The sequence below is a fragment of the Bacillus sp. JK106 genome (genome assembly GCF_053663355.1).
In genome coordinates this window covers 41,311-59,774 of record NZ_JBSJQC010000002.1, presented here as the reverse complement: position 1 = coordinate 59,774, position 18,464 = coordinate 41,311, and the positions used below count along the sequence as shown (strand labels likewise).

Annotated in this window: 18 protein-coding genes; 4 read left to right on the top strand and 14 right to left on the bottom strand. The window is 47.8% G+C overall.

Going from position 1 to position 18,464, the window contains the following annotated elements; genetic code table 11:
* Positions 1 to 113: 113 nt before the first annotated feature.
* The 8 genes from glpK to ACWJJS_RS05775 all read right to left on the bottom strand — a co-directional run bounded on the left by glpK (position 114) and on the right by ACWJJS_RS05775 (position 8,104).
* The gene (gene glpK / locus ACWJJS_RS05810) at positions 114 to 1,604 is read right to left on the bottom strand and encodes a glycerol kinase GlpK (RefSeq protein WP_007610291.1); all 1,491 of its coding nucleotides are present in this window, start codon (positions 1,602 to 1,604) and stop codon (positions 114 to 116) included.
* A gap of 16 nt (positions 1,605 to 1,620) precedes the next feature.
* The gene (locus tag ACWJJS_RS05805; RefSeq protein ID WP_077721989.1) at positions 1,621 to 2,448 is read right to left on the bottom strand and encodes an MIP/aquaporin family protein; all 828 of its coding nucleotides are present in this window, start codon (positions 2,446 to 2,448) and stop codon (positions 1,621 to 1,623) included.
* 172 nt (positions 2,449 to 2,620) lie between these two features.
* Positions 2,621 to 3,196 carry a glycerol-3-phosphate responsive antiterminator gene (locus ACWJJS_RS05800; RefSeq protein WP_003155344.1) on the bottom strand — a complete coding sequence of 192 codons (576 nt, stop codon included), beginning with the start codon at positions 3,194 to 3,196 and terminating at the stop codon, positions 2,621 to 2,623.
* 16 nt (positions 3,197 to 3,212) lie between these two features.
* Complete coding sequence (locus ACWJJS_RS05795; protein ID WP_088005354.1) at positions 3,213 to 4,565, bottom strand: aspartate aminotransferase family protein; 1,353 nt, start codon at positions 4,563 to 4,565, stop codon at positions 3,213 to 3,215.
* A 242-nt stretch (positions 4,566 to 4,807) separates the two neighbouring features.
* Entirely contained in the window at positions 4,808 to 6,346 is a 1,539-nt protein-coding gene (locus ACWJJS_RS05790; protein ID WP_003155346.1) for a bifunctional GNAT family N-acetyltransferase/carbon-nitrogen hydrolase family protein, read from the bottom strand.
* Positions 6,339 to 7,028: an HAD family hydrolase gene (locus ACWJJS_RS05785; RefSeq protein WP_003155347.1), complete on the bottom strand. Its 690-nt coding sequence runs from the start codon at positions 7,026 to 7,028 to the stop codon at positions 6,339 to 6,341. The genes ACWJJS_RS05790 and ACWJJS_RS05785 overlap by 8 nt, the downstream gene beginning before the upstream one ends.
* A gap of 127 nt (positions 7,029 to 7,155) precedes the next feature.
* Entirely contained in the window at positions 7,156 to 7,578 is a 423-nt protein-coding gene (locus ACWJJS_RS05780) for a CBS domain-containing protein (RefSeq protein ID WP_063174151.1), read from the bottom strand.
* 130 nt (positions 7,579 to 7,708) lie between these two features.
* Positions 7,709 to 8,104, bottom strand: coding sequence for a DUF5365 family protein (locus ACWJJS_RS05775; protein ID WP_454023399.1), 396 nt, complete (start codon positions 8,102 to 8,104; stop codon positions 7,709 to 7,711).
* A 109-nt stretch (positions 8,105 to 8,213) separates the two neighbouring features.
* Between ACWJJS_RS05775 and ACWJJS_RS05770 the strand changes: the two genes are divergently transcribed.
* Positions 8,214 to 9,122: an RluA family pseudouridine synthase gene (locus ACWJJS_RS05770; protein ID WP_146283684.1), complete on the top strand. Its 909-nt coding sequence runs from the start codon at positions 8,214 to 8,216 to the stop codon at positions 9,120 to 9,122.
* Here the strand turns inward: ACWJJS_RS05770 and ACWJJS_RS05765 are convergent.
* Together ACWJJS_RS05765 and ACWJJS_RS05760 are read right to left on the bottom strand one after the other, a co-directional pair.
* Positions 9,119 to 9,715 (bottom strand): class D sortase, encoded by a 597-nt coding sequence (locus ACWJJS_RS05765; protein ID WP_070081553.1) that lies wholly within the window; start codon positions 9,713 to 9,715, stop codon positions 9,119 to 9,121. The genes ACWJJS_RS05770 and ACWJJS_RS05765 overlap by 4 nt on opposite strands.
* A complete protein-coding gene (locus tag ACWJJS_RS05760; RefSeq protein WP_454023398.1) occupies positions 9,712 to 11,766 on the bottom strand; it encodes a 5'-nucleotidase C-terminal domain-containing protein in 2,055 nt (684 codons plus the stop codon). Before ACWJJS_RS05760 ends, ACWJJS_RS05765 begins: the two co-directional genes overlap by 4 nt.
* 193 nt (positions 11,767 to 11,959) lie before the next feature.
* Here ACWJJS_RS05760 and ACWJJS_RS05755 point away from each other — a divergent pair, with 193 nt between their 5' ends.
* Positions 11,960 to 12,625, top strand: coding sequence for a spore coat protein (locus tag ACWJJS_RS05755; RefSeq protein ID WP_014304688.1), 666 nt, complete (start codon positions 11,960 to 11,962; stop codon positions 12,623 to 12,625).
* On the opposite strand, the gene ACWJJS_RS05750 is transcribed toward ACWJJS_RS05755, so the two are convergent.
* Together ACWJJS_RS05750 and ACWJJS_RS05745 are read right to left on the bottom strand one after the other, a co-directional pair.
* Positions 12,585 to 13,529, bottom strand: coding sequence for a hypothetical protein (locus ACWJJS_RS05750; RefSeq protein ID WP_071392062.1), 945 nt, complete (start codon positions 13,527 to 13,529; stop codon positions 12,585 to 12,587). The genes ACWJJS_RS05755 and ACWJJS_RS05750 overlap by 41 nt on opposite strands.
* Positions 13,530 to 13,648: 119 nt before the next feature.
* The gene (locus ACWJJS_RS05745; protein WP_003155362.1) at positions 13,649 to 14,188 is read right to left on the bottom strand and encodes a YhcN/YlaJ family sporulation lipoprotein; all 540 of its coding nucleotides are present in this window, start codon (positions 14,186 to 14,188) and stop codon (positions 13,649 to 13,651) included.
* A gap of 144 nt (positions 14,189 to 14,332) precedes the next feature.
* Here ACWJJS_RS05745 and ACWJJS_RS05740 point away from each other — a divergent pair, with 144 nt between their 5' ends.
* Positions 14,333 to 14,911: a hypothetical protein gene (locus tag ACWJJS_RS05740; protein ID WP_454023397.1), complete on the top strand. Its 579-nt coding sequence runs from the start codon at positions 14,333 to 14,335 to the stop codon at positions 14,909 to 14,911.
* A 68-nt stretch (positions 14,912 to 14,979) separates the two neighbouring features.
* Here the strand turns inward: ACWJJS_RS05740 and ACWJJS_RS05735 are convergent, their stop codons facing one another.
* The gene (locus ACWJJS_RS05735) at positions 14,980 to 16,371 is read right to left on the bottom strand and encodes an L-cystine transporter (protein WP_003155366.1); all 1,392 of its coding nucleotides are present in this window, start codon (positions 16,369 to 16,371) and stop codon (positions 14,980 to 14,982) included.
* Between the two features lie 151 nt (positions 16,372 to 16,522).
* Between ACWJJS_RS05735 and ACWJJS_RS05730 the strand changes: the two genes are divergently transcribed.
* The gene (locus tag ACWJJS_RS05730; protein ID WP_454023396.1) at positions 16,523 to 17,602 is read left to right on the top strand and encodes a GGDEF domain-containing protein; all 1,080 of its coding nucleotides are present in this window, start codon (positions 16,523 to 16,525) and stop codon (positions 17,600 to 17,602) included.
* Positions 17,603 to 17,618: 16 nt separating this feature from the next.
* Here the strand turns inward: ACWJJS_RS05730 and ACWJJS_RS05725 are convergent, their stop codons facing one another.
* A complete protein-coding gene (locus tag ACWJJS_RS05725; RefSeq protein WP_454022642.1) occupies positions 17,619 to 18,449 on the bottom strand; it encodes a MetQ/NlpA family ABC transporter substrate-binding protein in 831 nt (276 codons plus the stop codon).
* Positions 18,450 to 18,464: the final 15 nt, after the last annotated feature.

The following is an 18,464-nucleotide window of genomic DNA, read 5'->3' as shown; positions in this document are numbered from 1 at the left end:
ATAGAAAAAGAGACCACAACAGCCAAAGCGCATGTCATCACTTTGGTGCTGTGGTCTCTCCTCATCTCAGGACCGTTCCTATTAACTTGTTTTCAGTATACCATAATTTTATCTTATTTAAAAGCCATAGCTGCATTTACTGCTTTTTTCCATCCGCCGTACAATTCATCGCGTTTTTCATCTTCCATTTCCGGTTTGAATTGCTTATCAAGGTTCCACTGATCGGCGATTTCAGTGCTGTCCTTCCAGTAGCCGACAGCGATTCCGGCCAAATACGCGGCACCGAGCGCCGTCGTTTCATTAATTTCCGGACGTTCGACCGGCACATCAAGCAAGTCGCTCTGGAACTGCATGAGGAAGTTATTTTTTACCGCTCCGCCGTCTACACGCAATGTTTTTAAAGAGATGCCTGAATCAGCCTCCATGGCATCAAGCACATCTTTCGCCTGATATGCGAGAGATTCAAGCGTGGCACGGATAAAATGCTCCTTCGTCGTTCCGCGTGTCAGGCCGAAAACTGAGCCGCGCACGTCACTGTCCCAGTACGGCGTGCCCAATCCGACGAAAGCGGGCACGACATAAACACCGTCAGCGGAATCCACACGCTCTGCGTATGTCTCGCTTTCTTTCGAATCCTGGAACATCCGCATGCCGTCTCTCAGCCATTGGATGGCAGAACCTGCGACAAAGATGCTTCCTTCCAATGCATACTCGACTTTTCCGTCTAATCCCCAGGCGATTGTCGTCAGAAGGCCGTGATCAGAAGTGATGGCTTTTTCTCCGGTATTCATCAGCATAAAGCAGCCTGTGCCGTATGTGTTTTTCCCCATGCCTTCTTCAAAGCACGCCTGACCGAACAGCGCAGACTGCTGGTCTCCGGCCGCTCCCGCAATCGGAATGTTCTTACCGAAGAAATGATAATCAACCGTTTTCGCGTACACATGAGAAGACGGTTTCACTTCCGGCAGCATTGATTTCGGCACGCCTAAAATATCAAGAAGCTCGTCATCCCATTTTAATTCATGGATATTAAACATCAGCGTTCTTGAAGCGTTGGAATAATCCGTTACGTGCGCCGCGCCTCCGGACATTTTCCAGATGAGCCATGAATCAATCGTTCCGAACAGAAGATTTCCGTTTTCCGCTTTTTCCCGCGCGCCTTCTACATTGTCAAGAATCCATTTGACTTTCGTTCCTGAGAAATAAGGGTCGATCAAAAGTCCCGTTTTTTCTCTGAATGTATCATTATATCCTTTTTCACGAAGCTCTTCGCAAATGCCGGATGTTTGTCTCGATTGCCACACAATCGCATTGTATACCGGCTTTCCGGTATCTTTATCCCATACGACCGTCGTTTCCCTTTGGTTCGTGATGCCGATGCCGGCAATTTGATCAGCGCTGATTCCGGACTCGGAGATCACAGTCGCGATAACGGCGAGCACCGATCCCCAGATTTCGTTCGCATTGTGCTCCACCCAGCCCGGCTGAGGGAAATGCTGTGTGAATTCCTTTTGAGCGGAATGCACGATTTTTCCTTCTTTATTAAAAAGAATCGCTCTTGAACTTGTTGTGCCTTGGTCAATTGATAAAATATAGGTCTCCATGATGCCGCTCTCCTTTTTAAATATATTCAGAATTTGATAATGTTTTCTGTGATTGAGATTTCTTGGTATAAATATAGAGTATGAAAAGCACTACAACCATTATAACGCTTACAAACCAAAAGCTAGGTGTCACATTTCCTTTAAACGCGGCATTGTAAAATACGCCGCCGAACGCACCGCCCATGATCGGACCGATTACGGGAATCCAGGCATATTTCCAATTTGACGGCCCTTTTTTCGGGATCGGCAGAAAGGCGTGAGCGATTCTCGGCCCCAAATCCCGCGCAGGGTTGATCGCATATCCGGTCGTCCCTCCAAGAGAAATCCCGATGGCAACGATGAGGAATCCGACAATCAGCGGGTTCAGCCCTTTTGTAAATTCATTCGCTCCGATTGCCAAAATGCCGAGCACAAGCACAAACGTACCAATGACTTCACTTATCATATTCCCAAATGTATGAGGAATACTCGGGCCGGTCGAGAAAACGCCCAGTTTAGCGGCCGGATCATCCGTCGCCTTCCAATGCGGCAGATAATGAAGGTACACAACAACCGCACCGATCATTGCTCCGATCATCTGTCCCGTAATATAAACAGGGACGTCTTTCCAAGGAAAGCTGCCTTCAAGCGCAAGGCCTATCGTTAAAGCCGGATTCAAGTGAGCGCCGCTGATGCTGCCGACGGCATATGCCGCCATGGCTACTCCCAATCCCCAGCCGAATACAATAACAATCCATCCGGATTGGTATGAAAGCGATTTCTTTAAATTGACTCCCGCACAAACGCCGCCGCCGAAAATAACAAGCAGCATTGTACCGATTACTTCTCCCCAAAATGCTGTCATCACCATTCCTCCTAAATGACAAAATAGCAGGTTTGACAGAGTTATAGAGAATAAAAAACCCACAACAAACCGCTTTACGCTTTATTGCTTCCGTAAAGAGCTGTTGTGGGTCTCCGGATCTCCATCACATAGTATTAACCTAGGTCTATTGTAACAATGGGTGTAAGCGGTGTCAATCTTTTTTTGTCATAGAATGTTCATATTTAGCCCATAGTTCGGTGTCTGAAGTCGTCACGGCCGTGGCTCCTGCCTGCAAGGCGTTTTCAACGTCCTGCTCCGTGCGGATAAAGCCGCCGGCAAAAATCGGAATCCCCGTCATTTCTTTAATTTCTCTGATTAAAGTCGGAACGATGCCCGGGAGAACCTCGATAAAGTCAGGCTTATGCTTTCCGACGAATTCCATGCTTTTCTCCATGGCGCTCGTATCCAAGAGAAACAGACGCTGGATCGCGTATATTTTCTTTTGTTTCGCTTTGACGATGACGGCGGATCTCGTCGAAATGATGCCCGCGGGCCGGATATCCTGACAAATAAACTCCGCACCGTATTCGTCATGCTTAATGCCGTGAATTAAATCGACGTGAACCATCAGAAGTTTTCCGTGTTTTTTCGCTTCATTCACAACACCTTTTAATTGACCGAGGTGGATATCTAAAATGACGCCGTATAAGAACGGACTCTCTAAAAATGCATCGAATTGCTTCATGTTCCGGATAGCCGGTAGAATCTTCTGGTTGTGAAAACTCATGTTTTACTCCTTTACATTAAAAATCAATGCTCAGCACGCTTTCCTTGACGGTCGAAATGATGAAAGAGAGCTCCTCGTCGGACAGGCAAAAAGGCGGAGACAGCTGAATGACATTATTATATCCCGCTACAGTATCACCATTTTTCCCGACAAGCAGGCCTTTTTCTCTGCACGCGGTGATGACGTGCTGCACAAGAGCGGCATCAGCGGGTTCCTTCGTGATTTTGTCCTTGACGAGCTCAATGCCGGCAAGAAGGCCTTTGCCCCGTACATCGCCGACCGCCGGATGTTCTTTGAGCGGCTCAAGCTCACGGAGCAGCCGTTCTCCAAGCTCCCGGGAACGGGCGATCAGATTTTCGTCCTCCATCAATTGCAGGTTTTTCAAAGCAAGGGCGCAGGCTGCCGGATTGCCTCCGAATGTATTCACGTGCCGGAAGCGGCCGTACGGCTCACCGCCTGAATACGCCTCAAAAATCTCCCGTTTTACTGCCGTTGCCGACAGCGGCAGATAAGCGCTCGTAATGCCTTTTGCCATTGTGACGATGTCCGGTGAAACGCCGTAATGCTGAAATCCGAACGGCTCTCCCGTGCGGCCGAAACCGCAAATGACTTCATCACTGATCAGAAGCGCGCCGTGGCGGCGGCAAATGTCCTCTACCTTTGCCATATACCCGTCCGGAGGCATCAGTATCCCTCCGCCTGTAATAATCGGTTCCATAATAACGCCGGCAATCGTTTCGCTTAACTCCCACGTCATGATCCGGTCGATTTCATGCGCGCTTTCCAATGTGACGGCATCGCCGGGATTCCGATAGAGATCAGGCGGCGCCGCGTGCAAAAAACCTTGTGAGAGCGGCTCATATTTATATTTTCTCTGCGCCTGACCGGTAGCGGCGAGCGCCCCCATCGTATTGCCGTGATAGCCTCTGTACCGGGAGATGAATTTGAAGCGGCTGTGATCGCCGTTTTCAATGTGGTATTGGCGGGCAATTTTGAACGCGGTTTCATTTGCTTCCGATCCGCTGTTGGAAAAGAAGATTACATAATCGCCGCCGAGCCATTCATTCAGTTTTTCCGCAAGCTCAATCGCGGGTTGATGGCTTTGGGTCAGCGGATAATAAGGAAGCTCCTTCAATTGGCTGTAAGCCGCATCGGCAAGCTCCTTTCTCCCGTATCCGATATTGACGCACCACAGTCCTGACATGCCGTCCAAATACCGCCTGCCGTCAATATCCGTAACCCAGGCGCCTTCCCCTTTTTGGACGATTATGCTGTCATCCGGCTCCGCCCCTTTCATCGCGTGCCAAATCAGCTCTTTATCCTTTTGTTTGAGTGACTGATTTTTTTGTACATGTTCCACACCGCTCATCTCCCTTTCAATATCATTGCACTGTATCGAAAGCTGCCCGGCTTCTGACGCCGATTCTCATGGTGAAGTTTTCCTCTTAATAAGAATATAAAGGCGCGGCATGGGCGAGTCAATAAAGCGGCGGCAATTAAAAAAACGCTTTCTCCCAGAAAGCGAAAGGGCTACAAGAGCATATCCCGAAACCGGGGCCGGTGCAAGTGTTTTTATAAAAAAACCCGCCCTTAAGCGGAGCGGGCGCTTTTTTATTTCAGATGCGTAATCCGGTAAATGTCTTTGCGCCGGTCTTTCAGCTGGCGCACGGTTCCGTTTTCACGCTGCCTTCTTAAGATTTCAAGGTCCACATCCCCGATCACGACCATTTCGATATTCGGATTCGTTTCACCGACGATTCCGTCTCTGGCGAATTCAAAATCAGACGGAGCAAAAATGGCTGACTGCGCGTATTGAATATCCATATTTTCTGTTTGCGGCAGGTTTCCGACCGTACCTGAGATGACGGTGTAAATTTGGTTTTCAACCGCTCTCGCCTGAGAGCAGTACCTTACGCGCAAGTAGCCTTGGCGGTCTTCAGTGCAGAACGGCGTAAAGATAATTTTCGCCCCTTGATCCGCGGCAATTCTCGCAAGCTCCGGAAATTCGATATCGTAACAGATCTGAATGGCGATCTTTCCGCAGTCCGTATCAAATACGCGCACCCTGTCTCCGGCGCTGATGCCCCACCATTTCCGCTCATTCGGCGTAATGTGAAGCTTATATTGTTTTTCAATCGTGCCGTCACGTCTGAATAAGTAGGCGATGTTATAAATTTTCCCCTCTTCTTCAACGAAGTGGGAGCCGCCGATGATGTTGACATTATATTTCACCGCGAGATCTGTAAAGAGGCTGATATAGTCCTCGGTATATTCGGTAATCCTCTGAATGGCCAGACTCGGAGAACGCTCCTCGAGAAATGACATGAGCTGCGTCGTGAAAATCTCCGGAAATACCGCGAAATCAGATCTCGCATCTGAAGCCACATCGACATAATATTCAACCTGATTGGCAAATTCCTCGAAGGAGTAAATCTTTTTCATTTCATATTGAATGACGCAGATGCGCACCGGAAATGCCGATTTGTAATAGCGCTTTGACTGCGGCAGATAATCGACATTGTTCCATTCCATTAATGTCGCATATTTAATGGACGCGGTGTCATCCGGGAGATAATTCGGATTAATCCGCATGAGCGTAAATCCGTTCATCAGCTGGAAAGAAAGCACCGGATCATAAATCTGATGGCGCGTCACCTGTTCGACATAGGCTCTCGCCGTCATTTCTTCCGCATACTTATGATAATTCGGAATCCGCCCGCCGATAATGATGCTTTTCAGATTCAATCGTCTCGCCAAGTCTTTTCTCGCCTCATACAGCCGGTGTCCGATTTTCATCCGTCTGTATTCCGGGTGAACCATTACCTCAATCCCGTACAGATTCAATCCGTCCGGGTTGTGGTTCGTGATATAACCGTCGTCTGTAATGTCCTGCCACGTGTGGCGGTCATCATATTCATCGAAATTGATGATCAGGCTTGAGCATGAACCGATAATTTCCCCTTCATACTCGGCGCAAAACTGACCTTCCGGAAAGTGAGCGAGATGGCTGATTAAATGCTCAGGCTCCCACGGCTCCATCCCCGGAAAACAATCCTTTTGCAGCTCAATAATTTTGTTGATATCTTTCTCTTCCATATTCCGTATGACCATTTTCTTTTCAAAACGGGTCAGATCAAGTTTCTCAGACAATGCTGCTTCCCCCTGCCGGTTCGTTTTGATCGTTCAATCGCTGTAAGAGTAATTCAAGTTCCATTTCCGCCATCGATTCCAGTCTGTGATCGTATTCTTCAAATAACAGGGCGCTCGTTACCTTATTCGGCACGATGACACATTTCATGCCGGCGCGTTTGGCTGCGATTGAGCCGTTGACCGAATCCTCAAAGGCAAGACATTCAGAAGGTTCAACGCCTAAATGTTCCGCAGCTTTCAGATAGAGCTCCGGATTGGGCTTCACTTCTTCTACGTCGTCAGCCGTCTGAATCACTTCAAATTCATCAAACAGGCCTAATTCCTTCAGATGGCCCGACACCCATTTAAAATCTGAGCTGGAAGCGAGCCCCACCTTCAATCCTAATTCTTTTGCCGCGGCTAAATAAGCCTCCACCCCGGGGCGCGCCGTTTCCGTCTTCATCCGCTGTTCGAAGCGCCCGCGCCTGATCGCCGTCAGTTCATCATGATCGAGCTTTCTTCCCAGCTGCTCCTCTAAATATGCGAACGGCTTAAACCCCGCCGCCGTTCCGATCACCTTTCCCCAGACGGATAAAGGCAATGTTGAACCGTGTTCCTCAAACATTTCCTGCAGCACTTCATATTCATGGGTTTCTGTATCTAAAATTAACCCGTCAAAATCAAAGATTAATGCTTTTATCAATGGTTACAGCTCCTTTAGCTAAACGTACTGACCTATGTATACACTATACCGTGAATTTCTTTTGCATTCAAAATGTAACATTCTCACGGAAAGAAGAGCCTGCATGAGTGCAAGCTCTCTTCATCCGTTACTGTGTGTTTTGACTGGAAATATTAGAAAGAGCCGCTCCCGCAGACTCATTTGAACGCTGATCGACCGCTAAGTCTCCAAGCGCAACGATCCCGACCAGATGATTTTGATCGACAATGGGAAGGCGGCGGATTTGGTGTTGGGCCATCAGATGTGACGCCTCTTCAAGACTCATTTCCGGGTTTCCGGATACAACTTGAGAAGACATCACGTGTGAAACAGGTGTTTGGCCGTCGCGGCCTTGAGCCGTTGTTCTCAATGCGATATCACGGTCTGTCAGCATTCCTTTTAATTCCCCTCCGTCAACGACGGGAATTGCTCCGACATTATGCTGGTGCATCAGCTCAGCCGCTTCCTGGATCGTTTGGTTGGGAGAAACGGTAGCCACGTGGGTAGTCATTGATTGTTTGATTGAACTCATTGTAAAGCACCCCTTTCGCATTTTATTATGCTCGGGGATTTGACTCATTATAAAGGGAGTTAGAGGAAAGAAATTGTGGTATCATGTCAAGGAAGCAAAAAAGAGCCTGTCAAAAGGCTCTTTATACCCGTCAGATCAGCCTTCTGTGACCGCAGGCTTCTGATCCGGCCCCTGTCTCGAAATCATCATAGGTAAAGGGAAAATTCATTCCGCATTCATTCAGCAAAGCGCAATTTTTATCAAACATCGCCCGCTCTTTGACGTCATATACGGGGTGCGGCTTTGACAGCATGATATGTACCGTTTGCAGACAAGCCATAATTTGAAACGCTTCTTTTAAAGTTCCTTGGTAACGTTGGTTTTGTAAAGACAATACGCCCCTTTTTTTAAAGCGCTGAATTTCCAGTTCGGAGAAATAAAGAGGAAAGACATTTTGAAACAATTCAGAGGAAAGCTCTTGTATCGCGCTTTCTTGTCCGTCAGTCGCTGCGTTCACAATTCTCACATCAATCACCTTTCTTGCCATGTGAATATCCTTAATCTTTATCAAGAATAGCATAGAAAAAAACGCGAAAGCTAAGGTAAGTGTTTCCTATTGAAACAGCCGCTTTCCGCTTGAAAAGGAGCTTTATGATATGAAACAAAATGACCGCGGTCTGGAACTCCTGATTACGGAAAAACACGCCGGACAATGGCTGTTTTCAGTCCTGAAATCTGAATTCCAGGCGTCAAAACCCGTGATTACGGAATGGATGAACCAAGAAAGCATTCAGGTGAATCGGACATCCCCGAAAAACAACATCATACTGAAAACCGGAGACCGCTTATTCATTGATCTTCAGGAAAAAACGGGTTCTTCGGTGATTCCTGAATACGGAGAGCCGGACATTTTATTTGAGGACAGTCATATGCTGATTGCAAATAAGCCGGCGGGAATGCCGACTCATCCAAATGAAGAGGGTCAGACCGGAACCCTCAGCAACCTGATCGCTTATCATTTTCAAATCAACGGCGAACAGGCGAAAGTGCGCCACGTTCACCGTCTTGACCGTGACACGTCAGGCGCGGTCGTTTTTGCGAAACACCGCCTGGCCCATGCAATCCTTGACCGTCAGCTCGAAACCAAAACATTAAAACGCACCTATATCGCCGCGGCGGAAGGAAAAGTCACGCCGAAAAAAGGCACGGTTGACTCGCCGATCGGCCGCGACAGGTCACATTCCGTCAGACGGCGCGTCTCACCCGGCGGACAAGCCGCCGTCACCCATTACAAAGTGAAAGGCTATCATCCCGGTGCGCAGCTTACATTGGCAGAGCTTGAACTGGAAACCGGGAGAACACATCAAATCAGGGTGCATATGGCAAGCATCGGCCATCCGTTGGCGGGCGATGACCTGTACGGCGGAAGCAGGGCGCTGTTTCACAGGCAGGCGCTTCACGCCAGAAAAGTCAGTGTCGTCCATCCGATCTCAGGAGAAGAAATCGTTGCCGAGGCGCCGATGCCGGCTGATCTGGCTCATTTTACCGAAACGTATTTTTCTTAAACCGGGTCGGCATATATAATATATCGTTTCGGCGCATTTCCAATGTAAGAAAACGGATAGCAAGTGGTCAGGATCAGTTCCTCCCTCTCGTGTTGAAGGGTGATGACAGACGTATCATCCCGGCTGACGATTTTTGTGCGGCTGATTTTATAAGAAAACGTGCCGTAAGACAAAATCACGTTCAGTCTGTCTCCTTTTTTCAGTTCGCCGGTCCGGCGGAACACCGTGTCCCTGTGGCCGGATAACACAATTTGGCCGTGATCGCCAGGATAATAGCTGTCCTTATAATGTCCGACGCCTTTTGCTAAATCATCTGCGTCAGTCCCTTCGACGATCGGGAGCTCAGCGTCGATTTCAGGGATTTCTAAAATGCCGCTTGCCTCACCCGTTTTGGGGTGAAATTCTTTTTTGCGCTGTGTCAGCACAGCGCTTTTTGTTTCGTTCTTTTCCAAGACACGTTCTGTTGCTTTTTTTGCTTCTTCAAGCGATTGGTTCGTTTTCATATGTGAATCAATGATCTTCCAGCTTCCGTAACATGTGATGATAACACCTGCGATGATGACGAGAAGCGGAATATGTTTCAGTTTGTTCATCGTGTGCGGGCTCCCCTTTTCTTTCTGAAAAGCCAATATACGCCGGCACCCGTGATCACCAGGCCGGCCAATGCCGTCTGATGGCTGCCCGCTGAAGTATCAGGCAATGGGCGGCCTTTTTGTGTGCCGCTTTCAGTCTGTTCTGTGCTTTGTTCCGAATCTGCGGCAGACGCCGGACGGGATTCGGGAATTGACTGCACTGTATCAGATGCTGTTTCTTCTGCGACAGGACGTTCAAGTTTTTTGGCTTGATCAGGCTGTTCTGCTGCATCCGGTTTTTTAGCGGGTTTTTCCACTTGAGGTTTTTCTCCTTTATCAGGCCCGGTGCTGCCCGGTGGTTCCCCGCTTCCCGGCTGATTGCCGGTGTCATCAGGTGTTTCGGCGGCTGATGCCGTGCGGATGCGGCCGTCGGTTTGATAAGAAATCGGTGCGGAAAAGCTTTTGACATAGTCTACTGTCGCTTCCAAATCCTCAGGCCCCGTCACCGGATTCTTGCCGAGTTTCCCGATCGGACCGTATTTTGCCCCCGATGCCGTCGCCATAAATTGATTGACTGTTACTGTATATCCTTTTTCGGGCTGTATGTCTGTGCCGTCCGCCATCTTCATATCCACCGCTTGTCCGGTTTCCGGGTTCCATGTATAGGAAAATCCGCTGATGCTGTAATCCGGTCCGTACACCGGAGATATTTGCGCGTTGATGATCTCCCGCAAATCTTTTCCTTTGATTTCAAGCTTCGTCAGCACATTGCCGAACGGCTGTACATTATATAGGTCTCCCCATGTGATCGTCCCTTTTTTTATGCCGTCCCGGATGCCTCCCCCATTCATAAGCGCAAAATCGGATTTCATCTTCGCTTTCATACCGTCGGCAATCAGATTTCCGAGCGCTGTGTCGCCGTCATTTGAATATCCGCCCGTTATATCACGGGCCGCTTCCCCGACCGTTTCGCTGATAATCGGTTTCACTTTCTCTTCATATTTGCTTAATATGCCTGCCGCATCCGGATCAGGCTTGATTTTACTTTGATCGATATATTGGATTTCCGCTGATTTTTTCACGATATCCTTCGATTCTTTATCAAGTTCGAGATCGGCGATTCCGATTGCTTTTCCGTATTCAAATGCCTGCACGATCAGCTTGCCGTTGATTTCTCCGTTTACGACTTTATGATTGTGCGCGGCGAAAATCACGTCAATCTCTGAGTCTGTTCCGCTTGCAAGCTTTGCGGATTCTCCCGTGATGGCTGAGCCATTTTGTTCAGCAGACATATGGGCGAGCACGGCGATTGCTTTAATTCCTTTTTTCTTCAGGTCAGCGGCGGCGTCATTGACGGCCTTTACCTCATCCGTAAACGTAATATTTTTAATTCCGTCCGGGATGACCATGCCTGCCGCAGATCTGGTTACAACCCCGATAAATGCGACCGGAATTCCGGAAACGTATTTGATTTCATACGGCGGCAGAAAGGGCTCCCCTGACTTCAATTTACAGTTGGCGCAGACGAGCGGGAAATTTTGGCCGTCATAACCGTTTGTCCCCTTACCGTCCGGATGATCTCCTCCATTGATGATCCGTTTAAGCTCATTCGTTCCTTCATCGAATTCGTGATTGCCGACAGTTCCGACATCAAAACCGATGTCTTCCATCAGTTCTACTGTCGGTTCATCCTGAAAAAGGGCTGACACGGGAGAGCTGCCCCCGATCATATCGCCCGCATGCACGACAAAGGCGTGTTCTTTCTCGGCTTTCGCCTTTTTAATGTACGCGGCGGCGTAGTCCATCCGCCCGAAAGTGCCATCCGGTTTACCGTCTCCGTTAAGGTCAAGCTCATATTGCTGATCAATTTTTCCGTGCAGATCATTCATGCTGATGATTCTGAGCGGGACACGGCCGGAGTCTTCAGTCTGCCGTTCTTTATACGCTTTATCCGTTCCAGCTTCATTCAGTGATCCGGCTTGCCCGATTGCTTCCGCATCTTTCACGCTGGACATCATAAAACAAACCGTCAGCAAACAGCACGAAAGACGCAAACCCCTTTTTTTCTTCATTCATTTCCCCCCTTGTCTTCTAAGAAATACGTTAGCTTATTTTCTTAAGAATCACATCACTTTTTTGTAAAGATTGTCTTCGCTGGCGCAAAATAGTAAATAATCCCCATGTAACGAAATATGTCTTGATGTATAACGGATCGGCTTTTTTCACATCTTAAATGTGATTTGACATGAAGGAGGAAAACAACCAGTGGAACAGCAGCAGAATCAGCAGCAGCCGCCAGTAAATCAGGGGATTCCGGGTTCACCGCAAGTGAATCACGGAGGACATGAGCTTTTCGATATGCATGAAGTGCTGGCCGGAACAGTCGGCGTTTTGGATCAATTTATGATGCTCAGACAGTTTATTCAGGATCAGCAGCTGGCCGACATTCTTGACCGCCAGTATCAATTCATTCTCGGACTCTATAATCTGACGGCAGAATGCTTTAAGACCGGCCAAAAACCTTCTCAGGAAACGTCGACATATATGATGGAGGAACAGAACCAGGCCGTCTACGGTATAAAACCGACTCAGCCGAAAAAACCGAATCAATCATTAAATGATGTCAAAGATCTCGGAATAAGCGGCCATATGCTCGGCCTGATTAAAGCTCAAGCTTCTCTCTTGACGATGAGCTCGCTTGAAATGACCAATCCCGTCACAAGAAGAGTGCTCTCCGCCCAAATTCAGCAATATGTCGAAATGGCGTATGAAATCTTCTTATACCAAAACAAACACGGTTATTATCAGGTTCCTCAGCTCAATGCACAAGATATGCAGACCATGCTGAATTCATTTGCGCCGGCGCAGGGACAGCCGCAAATGCCTCCGATTAAAGGACAAATGGGACAACAGCAGCAAAACCTCCATTAATGAAAAAAACGGCGTTGGAATCCTGACTCTCCAATGCCGTTTTCTTTTTTTCATATGCTTTTGTGAAATCATGTTCAAATCGTTTCAGGCTTTCTTTCGTAGCCGCTTCAAAGCCTTTTTCAAAATCCTGTGTTTCGGCGGTTTTATTGATAATGGTTAAGATAATGCCTTCTCCGAATGTTTCGGTTAAATCCTTTATCATATAGAAGCTTTGCAAATAGACATCCGTTTCATATTCCATACGCGATTTCTGCCATTTTCGGTCGGTCGTTAATTGATCAAACGGCACGACGGAAAATGCAATCGGATCAATGACCACATCATAATGCGCAACCCACTCGCTCAGCCCCTCATGAAACCAAAGCGGAAATACAGACGTATCCGTCCCCAATTGCCGCGTTTTTTGATGAAACGCGTAGTGTGTATATTCATGTATAATCAATTGCTTATACATGAAAACGGCCAGCTCATCTTTTTTCAAAAGCTGTTTTTTCTCTTCAGGCAAAAGCCCCATCATCTGCTCCTGCTCTGAATAAAAACCGACTACATTTTTCAATCCTGAGTATTGCTCCATTTCAGCTTCATCTGAAAAGAAAATGAGTTCAAGAGGCGCCGCTCCTTTATAGCCGACAATGATTTGGTTGATACGCTTTGCGTGGTCCAGCGTAAGCTTGGTCAGATCCAAGAGCGGCTTTTCATCCGCCGTATAATAAATCGCTGTATGTTTGTAAATTTCTTTATTCATGTGTTCAGTCACTTGTTCCTTCGTCGGAACAGAGCGGCTGTTTTGGCCTGACAGGACGTACATCATACTTACTGAAACGGCTGAACTGACAGCCAATATGACAAGGACTCCGCACAGGATCAGAGTGAATGCCGCCCGTTTCCCCATGCCGTCACGCAAACAAGCTCCCCTCCCCGATCCTTTAATTTTCATCTCATTCTTTACTTTATGCTCAGGAGCGCTGGGTCGTGACGGAGATAAAATAAAAAAGCCGCAGCAAATGCGGCTTTTCCATTCATTTATTTATTGGGGTTTGGGAATACACGCTGCACCATTTGGCCGAATTCATCAAACAGTCCGGATACCGGGTGGCCGTTTTGGATTCGTTTTCCGTAGCCTTGCATACGTTCAACGAAGTCCGGGTTTGCTGATACATATACAGTCCGGACATGTTTATCGGCTGATTTCACCTTATCGGTAATCTTATTTTTCAAATGGTTGGCGATGGCGCCTTTTTGTCCGTTTGTCAGAACAACGGCTACATAAGCGCTGTTTCCGGCAACGATCACAGTCGCATTTTTAACTTCTTTTAAATCAGTCACCTTGTCGGCGGCTTTATCAGCCACTCTCAGGTTACGGTTGTCATTGTGATCGGTGTTTTGGTTATGACGGTTCACTGTATTCATATTTGTCGCACCGTCGTTAGGTGTGTTGCGGTAATTTACATTCTGGGTGCGGTTGTCATTTCGTTTTCCTTCTCCCTGGTTCCCCATACTGCACCCTGCGGTAATCAGCATCGGCAGAAGAAGGGCAGAAATAACTGCTTGTTTTTTTATCATGTGAATTCCTCCTTTCTCACTTTACGTATAGGTTTTTCTATTCGGCGGGATTTATGCACGCCGTTTGCATTCTGAGCGGTTTGGATAAATATCAGAAGGATAGGGAAAGGTAAGCGTAATCAATTGAATGAGGAGGGATTTAACTTGTTCAGACAAAAAAGCGGCATCAGCCCGACAGCGCTGCTGATCGGATCATCGATTCTGATTGCAGCTTTATCACCCGAAATCCGCCGGAAAATCTCCGGAATGGTTTCAGGCCGAATGCAGCATAAAGATGGTACACACTCCATGCAGCCTGCTGACCTGATTCAACAGGCTTTCAGCGGGGAATCCGGCGGGCAGCAGCACACGGACAAAGCACGGCATTCACAAACCGGCTCCATGCAGCCTGCTGAGCTGATCAAACAGGCTTTCGGCGGGGAATCCGGCGGGCAGCAGCACACGGACAAAGCACGGCATTCACAAACAGGCTCCGTGCAGCCTGCCGAGCTGATCAAACAGGCTTTCGGCGGGGAATCCGGCGGACAGCAGCATGAGCAGACTTCCCGCAACCACTCCGGCTCCGGCTCATCCCATACGGACGGACAGGCAGACCGCAGTAAAAAAACTTCGCCGAAGCCTCACTATACCGAGCCGATTCACTTCGAAGAAAGCGCGGTGAATGTTTTAAATGACAGCACCGTGATGAATATGCTGGAAGAAATTGAACCCGGAAATCATTAGAAACAAAAAAATCCTTCATTCGTTCAACGATGAAGGATTTTTTTGTTTTAGCGCTAAATGCTTTTTTATTAAGCTTCTTCAGCTTCAATGACGATTGAGGAATCATTGTACACCGCGGTATCGGTTTCCTTCGTCATTTTACTTGTTAACAGCCCTGCGGTCATACTGCCGCTCACATTTAAGGCGGTGCGCCCCATGTCAATTAACGGCTCAATTGAAATGAGCAGCCCGGCAAGCGCGACAGGCATGTTCAAAGCGGATAGGACGAGCAGAGCCGCAAATGTCGCGCCGCCTCCCACGCCTGCTACACCGAATGAACTGATTGCCACGATGGCGATGACGGAGATGATAAATCCCGGTTCAAACGGGTTTTGCCCTACTGTCGGCGCAATCATCATCGCGAGCATCGCCGGGTAAATGCCGGCACAGCCGTTTTGACCGATCGATAAACCGAATGAACCGGCGAAGTTCGCAATTCCTTCAGGGACGCCCATGCTTTTTTGCGTTTTAATATTAAGCGGCAAAGCCCCTGCGCTTGAACGGGACGTAAACGCAAACACCATGACAGGAAATGCTTTTTTCACGTATGTGATCGGATTTAAACCGCTGAACGTAATCAGCAGCAAGTGAATGATAAACATGACGATAAGCGCGGCGTATGAAGCGATCACAAACATCCCCAGTTTCGCAATGCTGTCGATGTCGCTTGTCGCGATCGTCTTTGTCATAATCGCCAATACCCCGTAAGGCGTCAGTCTTAAAATTAATGTCACGACGCGCATAATAATCGCGTATACCGCATCGACAATTCCGCTGAATGTCGCAGCGTGCTCCGGCTGCTTCCGTTTCACGCCCAGAAAAGCGATGCCGAGGAAAGCGGCAAAAATAACGACTCCGATGGTGGAAGTCGGTCTGGCTCCCGTGAAATCAAGAAACGGATTTCCCGGCAGAAGCTCAACGATTTGCTGAGGCAGCGTTTTGGCCGTCATATCCTCAGATTTTTGCTGCAGCTCCTGGCCTCTTGATAACTCGGTGCTTCCCTGGTCGATATGGACGGCTTTCAGATCAAAGGAAAGCGCCGAAACAATTCCGACTGCCGCGGCAATTGCTGTCGTAGCGATCAAAATTCCGATGATCAGTCCGCTGATTTTCCCGATGTTATGGGTCAGTTTCAGCTTCGTAAATGCGCCGAGAATAGAAATAAAGACTAGCGGCATGACGATCATCTGAAGCAATTTGACATAACCGCCGCCGGCGATATTAAACCAATCAGCCGTTTGTGTCACGATATGTGAAGCCGGCCCGTAAATCAATTGCAGTGCAAAACCGAATACAATGCCTAGTCCGAGCGCGGTAAAGACACGTTTAGAAAAGGAAACGTGTTTTTTTTGCATGACAAACAGACCTGCTATAAGCAAAAGCATAATAAAAACATGTAAGACTACAAATAAATTCTCCAAAACAGGTAAACACTCCCTTGCTCATTATCCTTTAACACTATATTATATCAATTCCGATCGGTCAAGTAAGGATTGACAATATATGTATTTTTATTGATTTTTCTCTTTTCTTTCCACCCTTTCTCTAGTAACTTATATAAGGGTGATTGTTATGCTGAAGGAACTGTTTCTTAATTTAACGATTTTAATCACATTTAATTATCTGTTCACCCTTCTTTTTAAAGAGTCGCTTTCGTATAAAGAAGACCGTCCGATGTTTCAATTACTGAAGGGAACGGTCTGCGGGCTTTTAGGGGTTTTTCTGATTGTTTTCGGCTTTTCTTACTCCGATTCCATCATTGATCTCAGAAATATCCCCATTATCATCGCCGCTCTTTACGGAGGCTGGGTGTCTACGGCAGCCGCCTTTGCGATTATCGTCGCAGGCCGTATCCTGATCAATTTCAATGCAAGCGCCATTTTTTCCATCGCCGCCGTCGGGGTTATTGCGATACTTTCGGCAGCCGTCCTCAGAGGAAAAAAGCCGGATCACAAAAAGGCGTTCGTTATGCTGCTTTTTTCAAATGTTATTTTCACCCTGACGCTGCTGTTTCTTATGCCTGAACAGCCTGCCGGGGCCCTCGTTTATTATTGGCTCATTTCCATCTTGGGCGGAATGCTGTCACTGTATATCATCAAACACGAAGCCGATGCCCGCGTTTTGTTCAAGCAATACAAGTTTCAAGCGAATTATGATTTTCTGACGGGGATTTTTAATAAGAGAAAATTCGAGGAAGTCTCGCGCGTTCTGTACGATCGGACGTCTCAATCCCCCTCGTCTCAGCTCGCTCTTATTTATTTGGATATTGATCACTTTAAGCAGATCAATGATCAATACGGCCATTATGAAGGGGACCAAGTGCTGAAGGAACTGGGGGCGCGCCTGAGGTTCTTACTCAGCAGTTCTCATACGTCAGCCCGCATCGGCGGGGAAGAATTTGCCGTGCTTATGCCCAATTGCACCTATACAAAAGGGCTTCACCTCGCAGAGGAAATCAGGCACACGATTGACGCGAACCCGATTCTGCTGACGAGCGGAGATACAATTCCCGTGACCGTTTCCCTCGGCATCGCGCATTATCCGACAAATACACCGGATCCTCAGACATTGCCCCTGATCGCGGACCGGATGCTGTACAAAGCGAAAACATCAGGGCGCAATCAAGTGTGCAGCACTGAAAAAAAAGAATGATCGCCCGAAGAGGAAATCATTCTTTCTTTTCAGTGAGAAAGCCGCCCCTCAGGAAAACGGGAATCAGGCTGCCCTCATATTCTTTTTCAATCAACGCCGCGGTATCGTCTGATTGATACAAAGACAGGAGTTTTTGCATCCGTTCATCATCTTTATCCTCAGCTCTGACGGCGATCAGATGAATATACGCTTCTTTCATTTGAGCCGATCGGATCAGTGCGTCCTTCTCCGCATGAAATCCTGCTTTTTTCGCCTCGCTTTGACTGAGAACTGCTGCGTCAGCATGTTCCGCCGCCTGATAGGCGTTCTTTTTTGTTTCCGTTTTTAAGGTCAGATGCTTCGGGTTGTCCTTGATCATATCCGTTGACCCCGTACCGCTGAATCCCTTTTTCAATGTAATCAGTCCGGCCTCCTGCATGAGAAAAAGCGCCCTGCCGAAGGCCGCCGCTTCATCAGGCACGGCAATGACCGCTCCGTCCGGTATATCCTTCAGCCGTTTATGTTGCTTGGAATACACCCCCAGCGATGCCGCATATGTCGTTCCTAAAGGAGCCAGCTTCTTTTTCACATGAGGCGGCAAAGATTTAAAATTAGTAACGGATTGAAACGCATTGGCGTGGAGATCCCCGCCGGCAAGTGCCAAATCGGCCTCGGCATAATCCGAAAACGTTACCAAAGAAAGCTGCAATCCTTCCTCACCGGCTTTTTTCGCGACAAACTCCCAGATCGATTGATCAGATTCATTGATTCCGATAGTAATGGTCCGGTTCCCATCAGGATAATGGCATGAAGTAAGTGACATGATCAAAATGAAAAGAAACAGACTGTTTATAAGCCGCAGATTCAAGTTGACCTACTCCCT

Bases quoted from the DNA above. Each gene is read 5' to 3' on its own strand.
- ACWJJS_RS05800 (WP_003155344.1), bottom strand. From the start codon at position 3,196: ATGAGTTTTCACAACCAGAAGATTCTACCGGCTATCCGGAACATGAAG.
- ACWJJS_RS05760 (WP_454023398.1), bottom strand. From the start codon at position 11,766: ATGAAGAAAAAAAGGGGTTTGCGTCTTTCGTGCTGTTTGCTGACGGTT.
- ACWJJS_RS05805 (WP_077721989.1), bottom strand. From the start codon at position 2,448: ATGACAGCATTTTGGGGAGAAGTAATCGGTACAATGCTGCTTGTTATT.
- ACWJJS_RS05795 (WP_088005354.1), bottom strand. From the start codon at position 4,565: ATGAGCGGTGTGGAACATGTACAAAAAAATCAGTCACTCAAACAAAAG.
- ACWJJS_RS05765 (WP_070081553.1), bottom strand. From the start codon at position 9,715: ATGAACAAACTGAAACATATTCCGCTTCTCGTCATCATCGCAGGTGTT.
- ACWJJS_RS05775 (WP_454023399.1), bottom strand. From the start codon at position 8,104: ATGGCAAGAAAGGTGATTGATGTGAGAATTGTGAACGCAGCGACTGAC.
- ACWJJS_RS05770 (WP_146283684.1), top strand. From the start codon at position 8,214: ATGAAACAAAATGACCGCGGTCTGGAACTCCTGATTACGGAAAAACAC.
- ACWJJS_RS05780 (WP_063174151.1), bottom strand. From the start codon at position 7,578: ATGAGTTCAATCAAACAATCAATGACTACCCACGTGGCTACCGTTTCT.
- ACWJJS_RS05730 (WP_454023396.1), top strand. From the start codon at position 16,523: ATGCTGAAGGAACTGTTTCTTAATTTAACGATTTTAATCACATTTAAT.
- ACWJJS_RS05745 (WP_003155362.1), bottom strand. From the start codon at position 14,188: ATGATAAAAAAACAAGCAGTTATTTCTGCCCTTCTTCTGCCGATGCTG.
- glpK (WP_007610291.1), bottom strand. From the start codon at position 1,604: ATGGAGACCTATATTTTATCAATTGACCAAGGCACAACAAGTTCAAGA.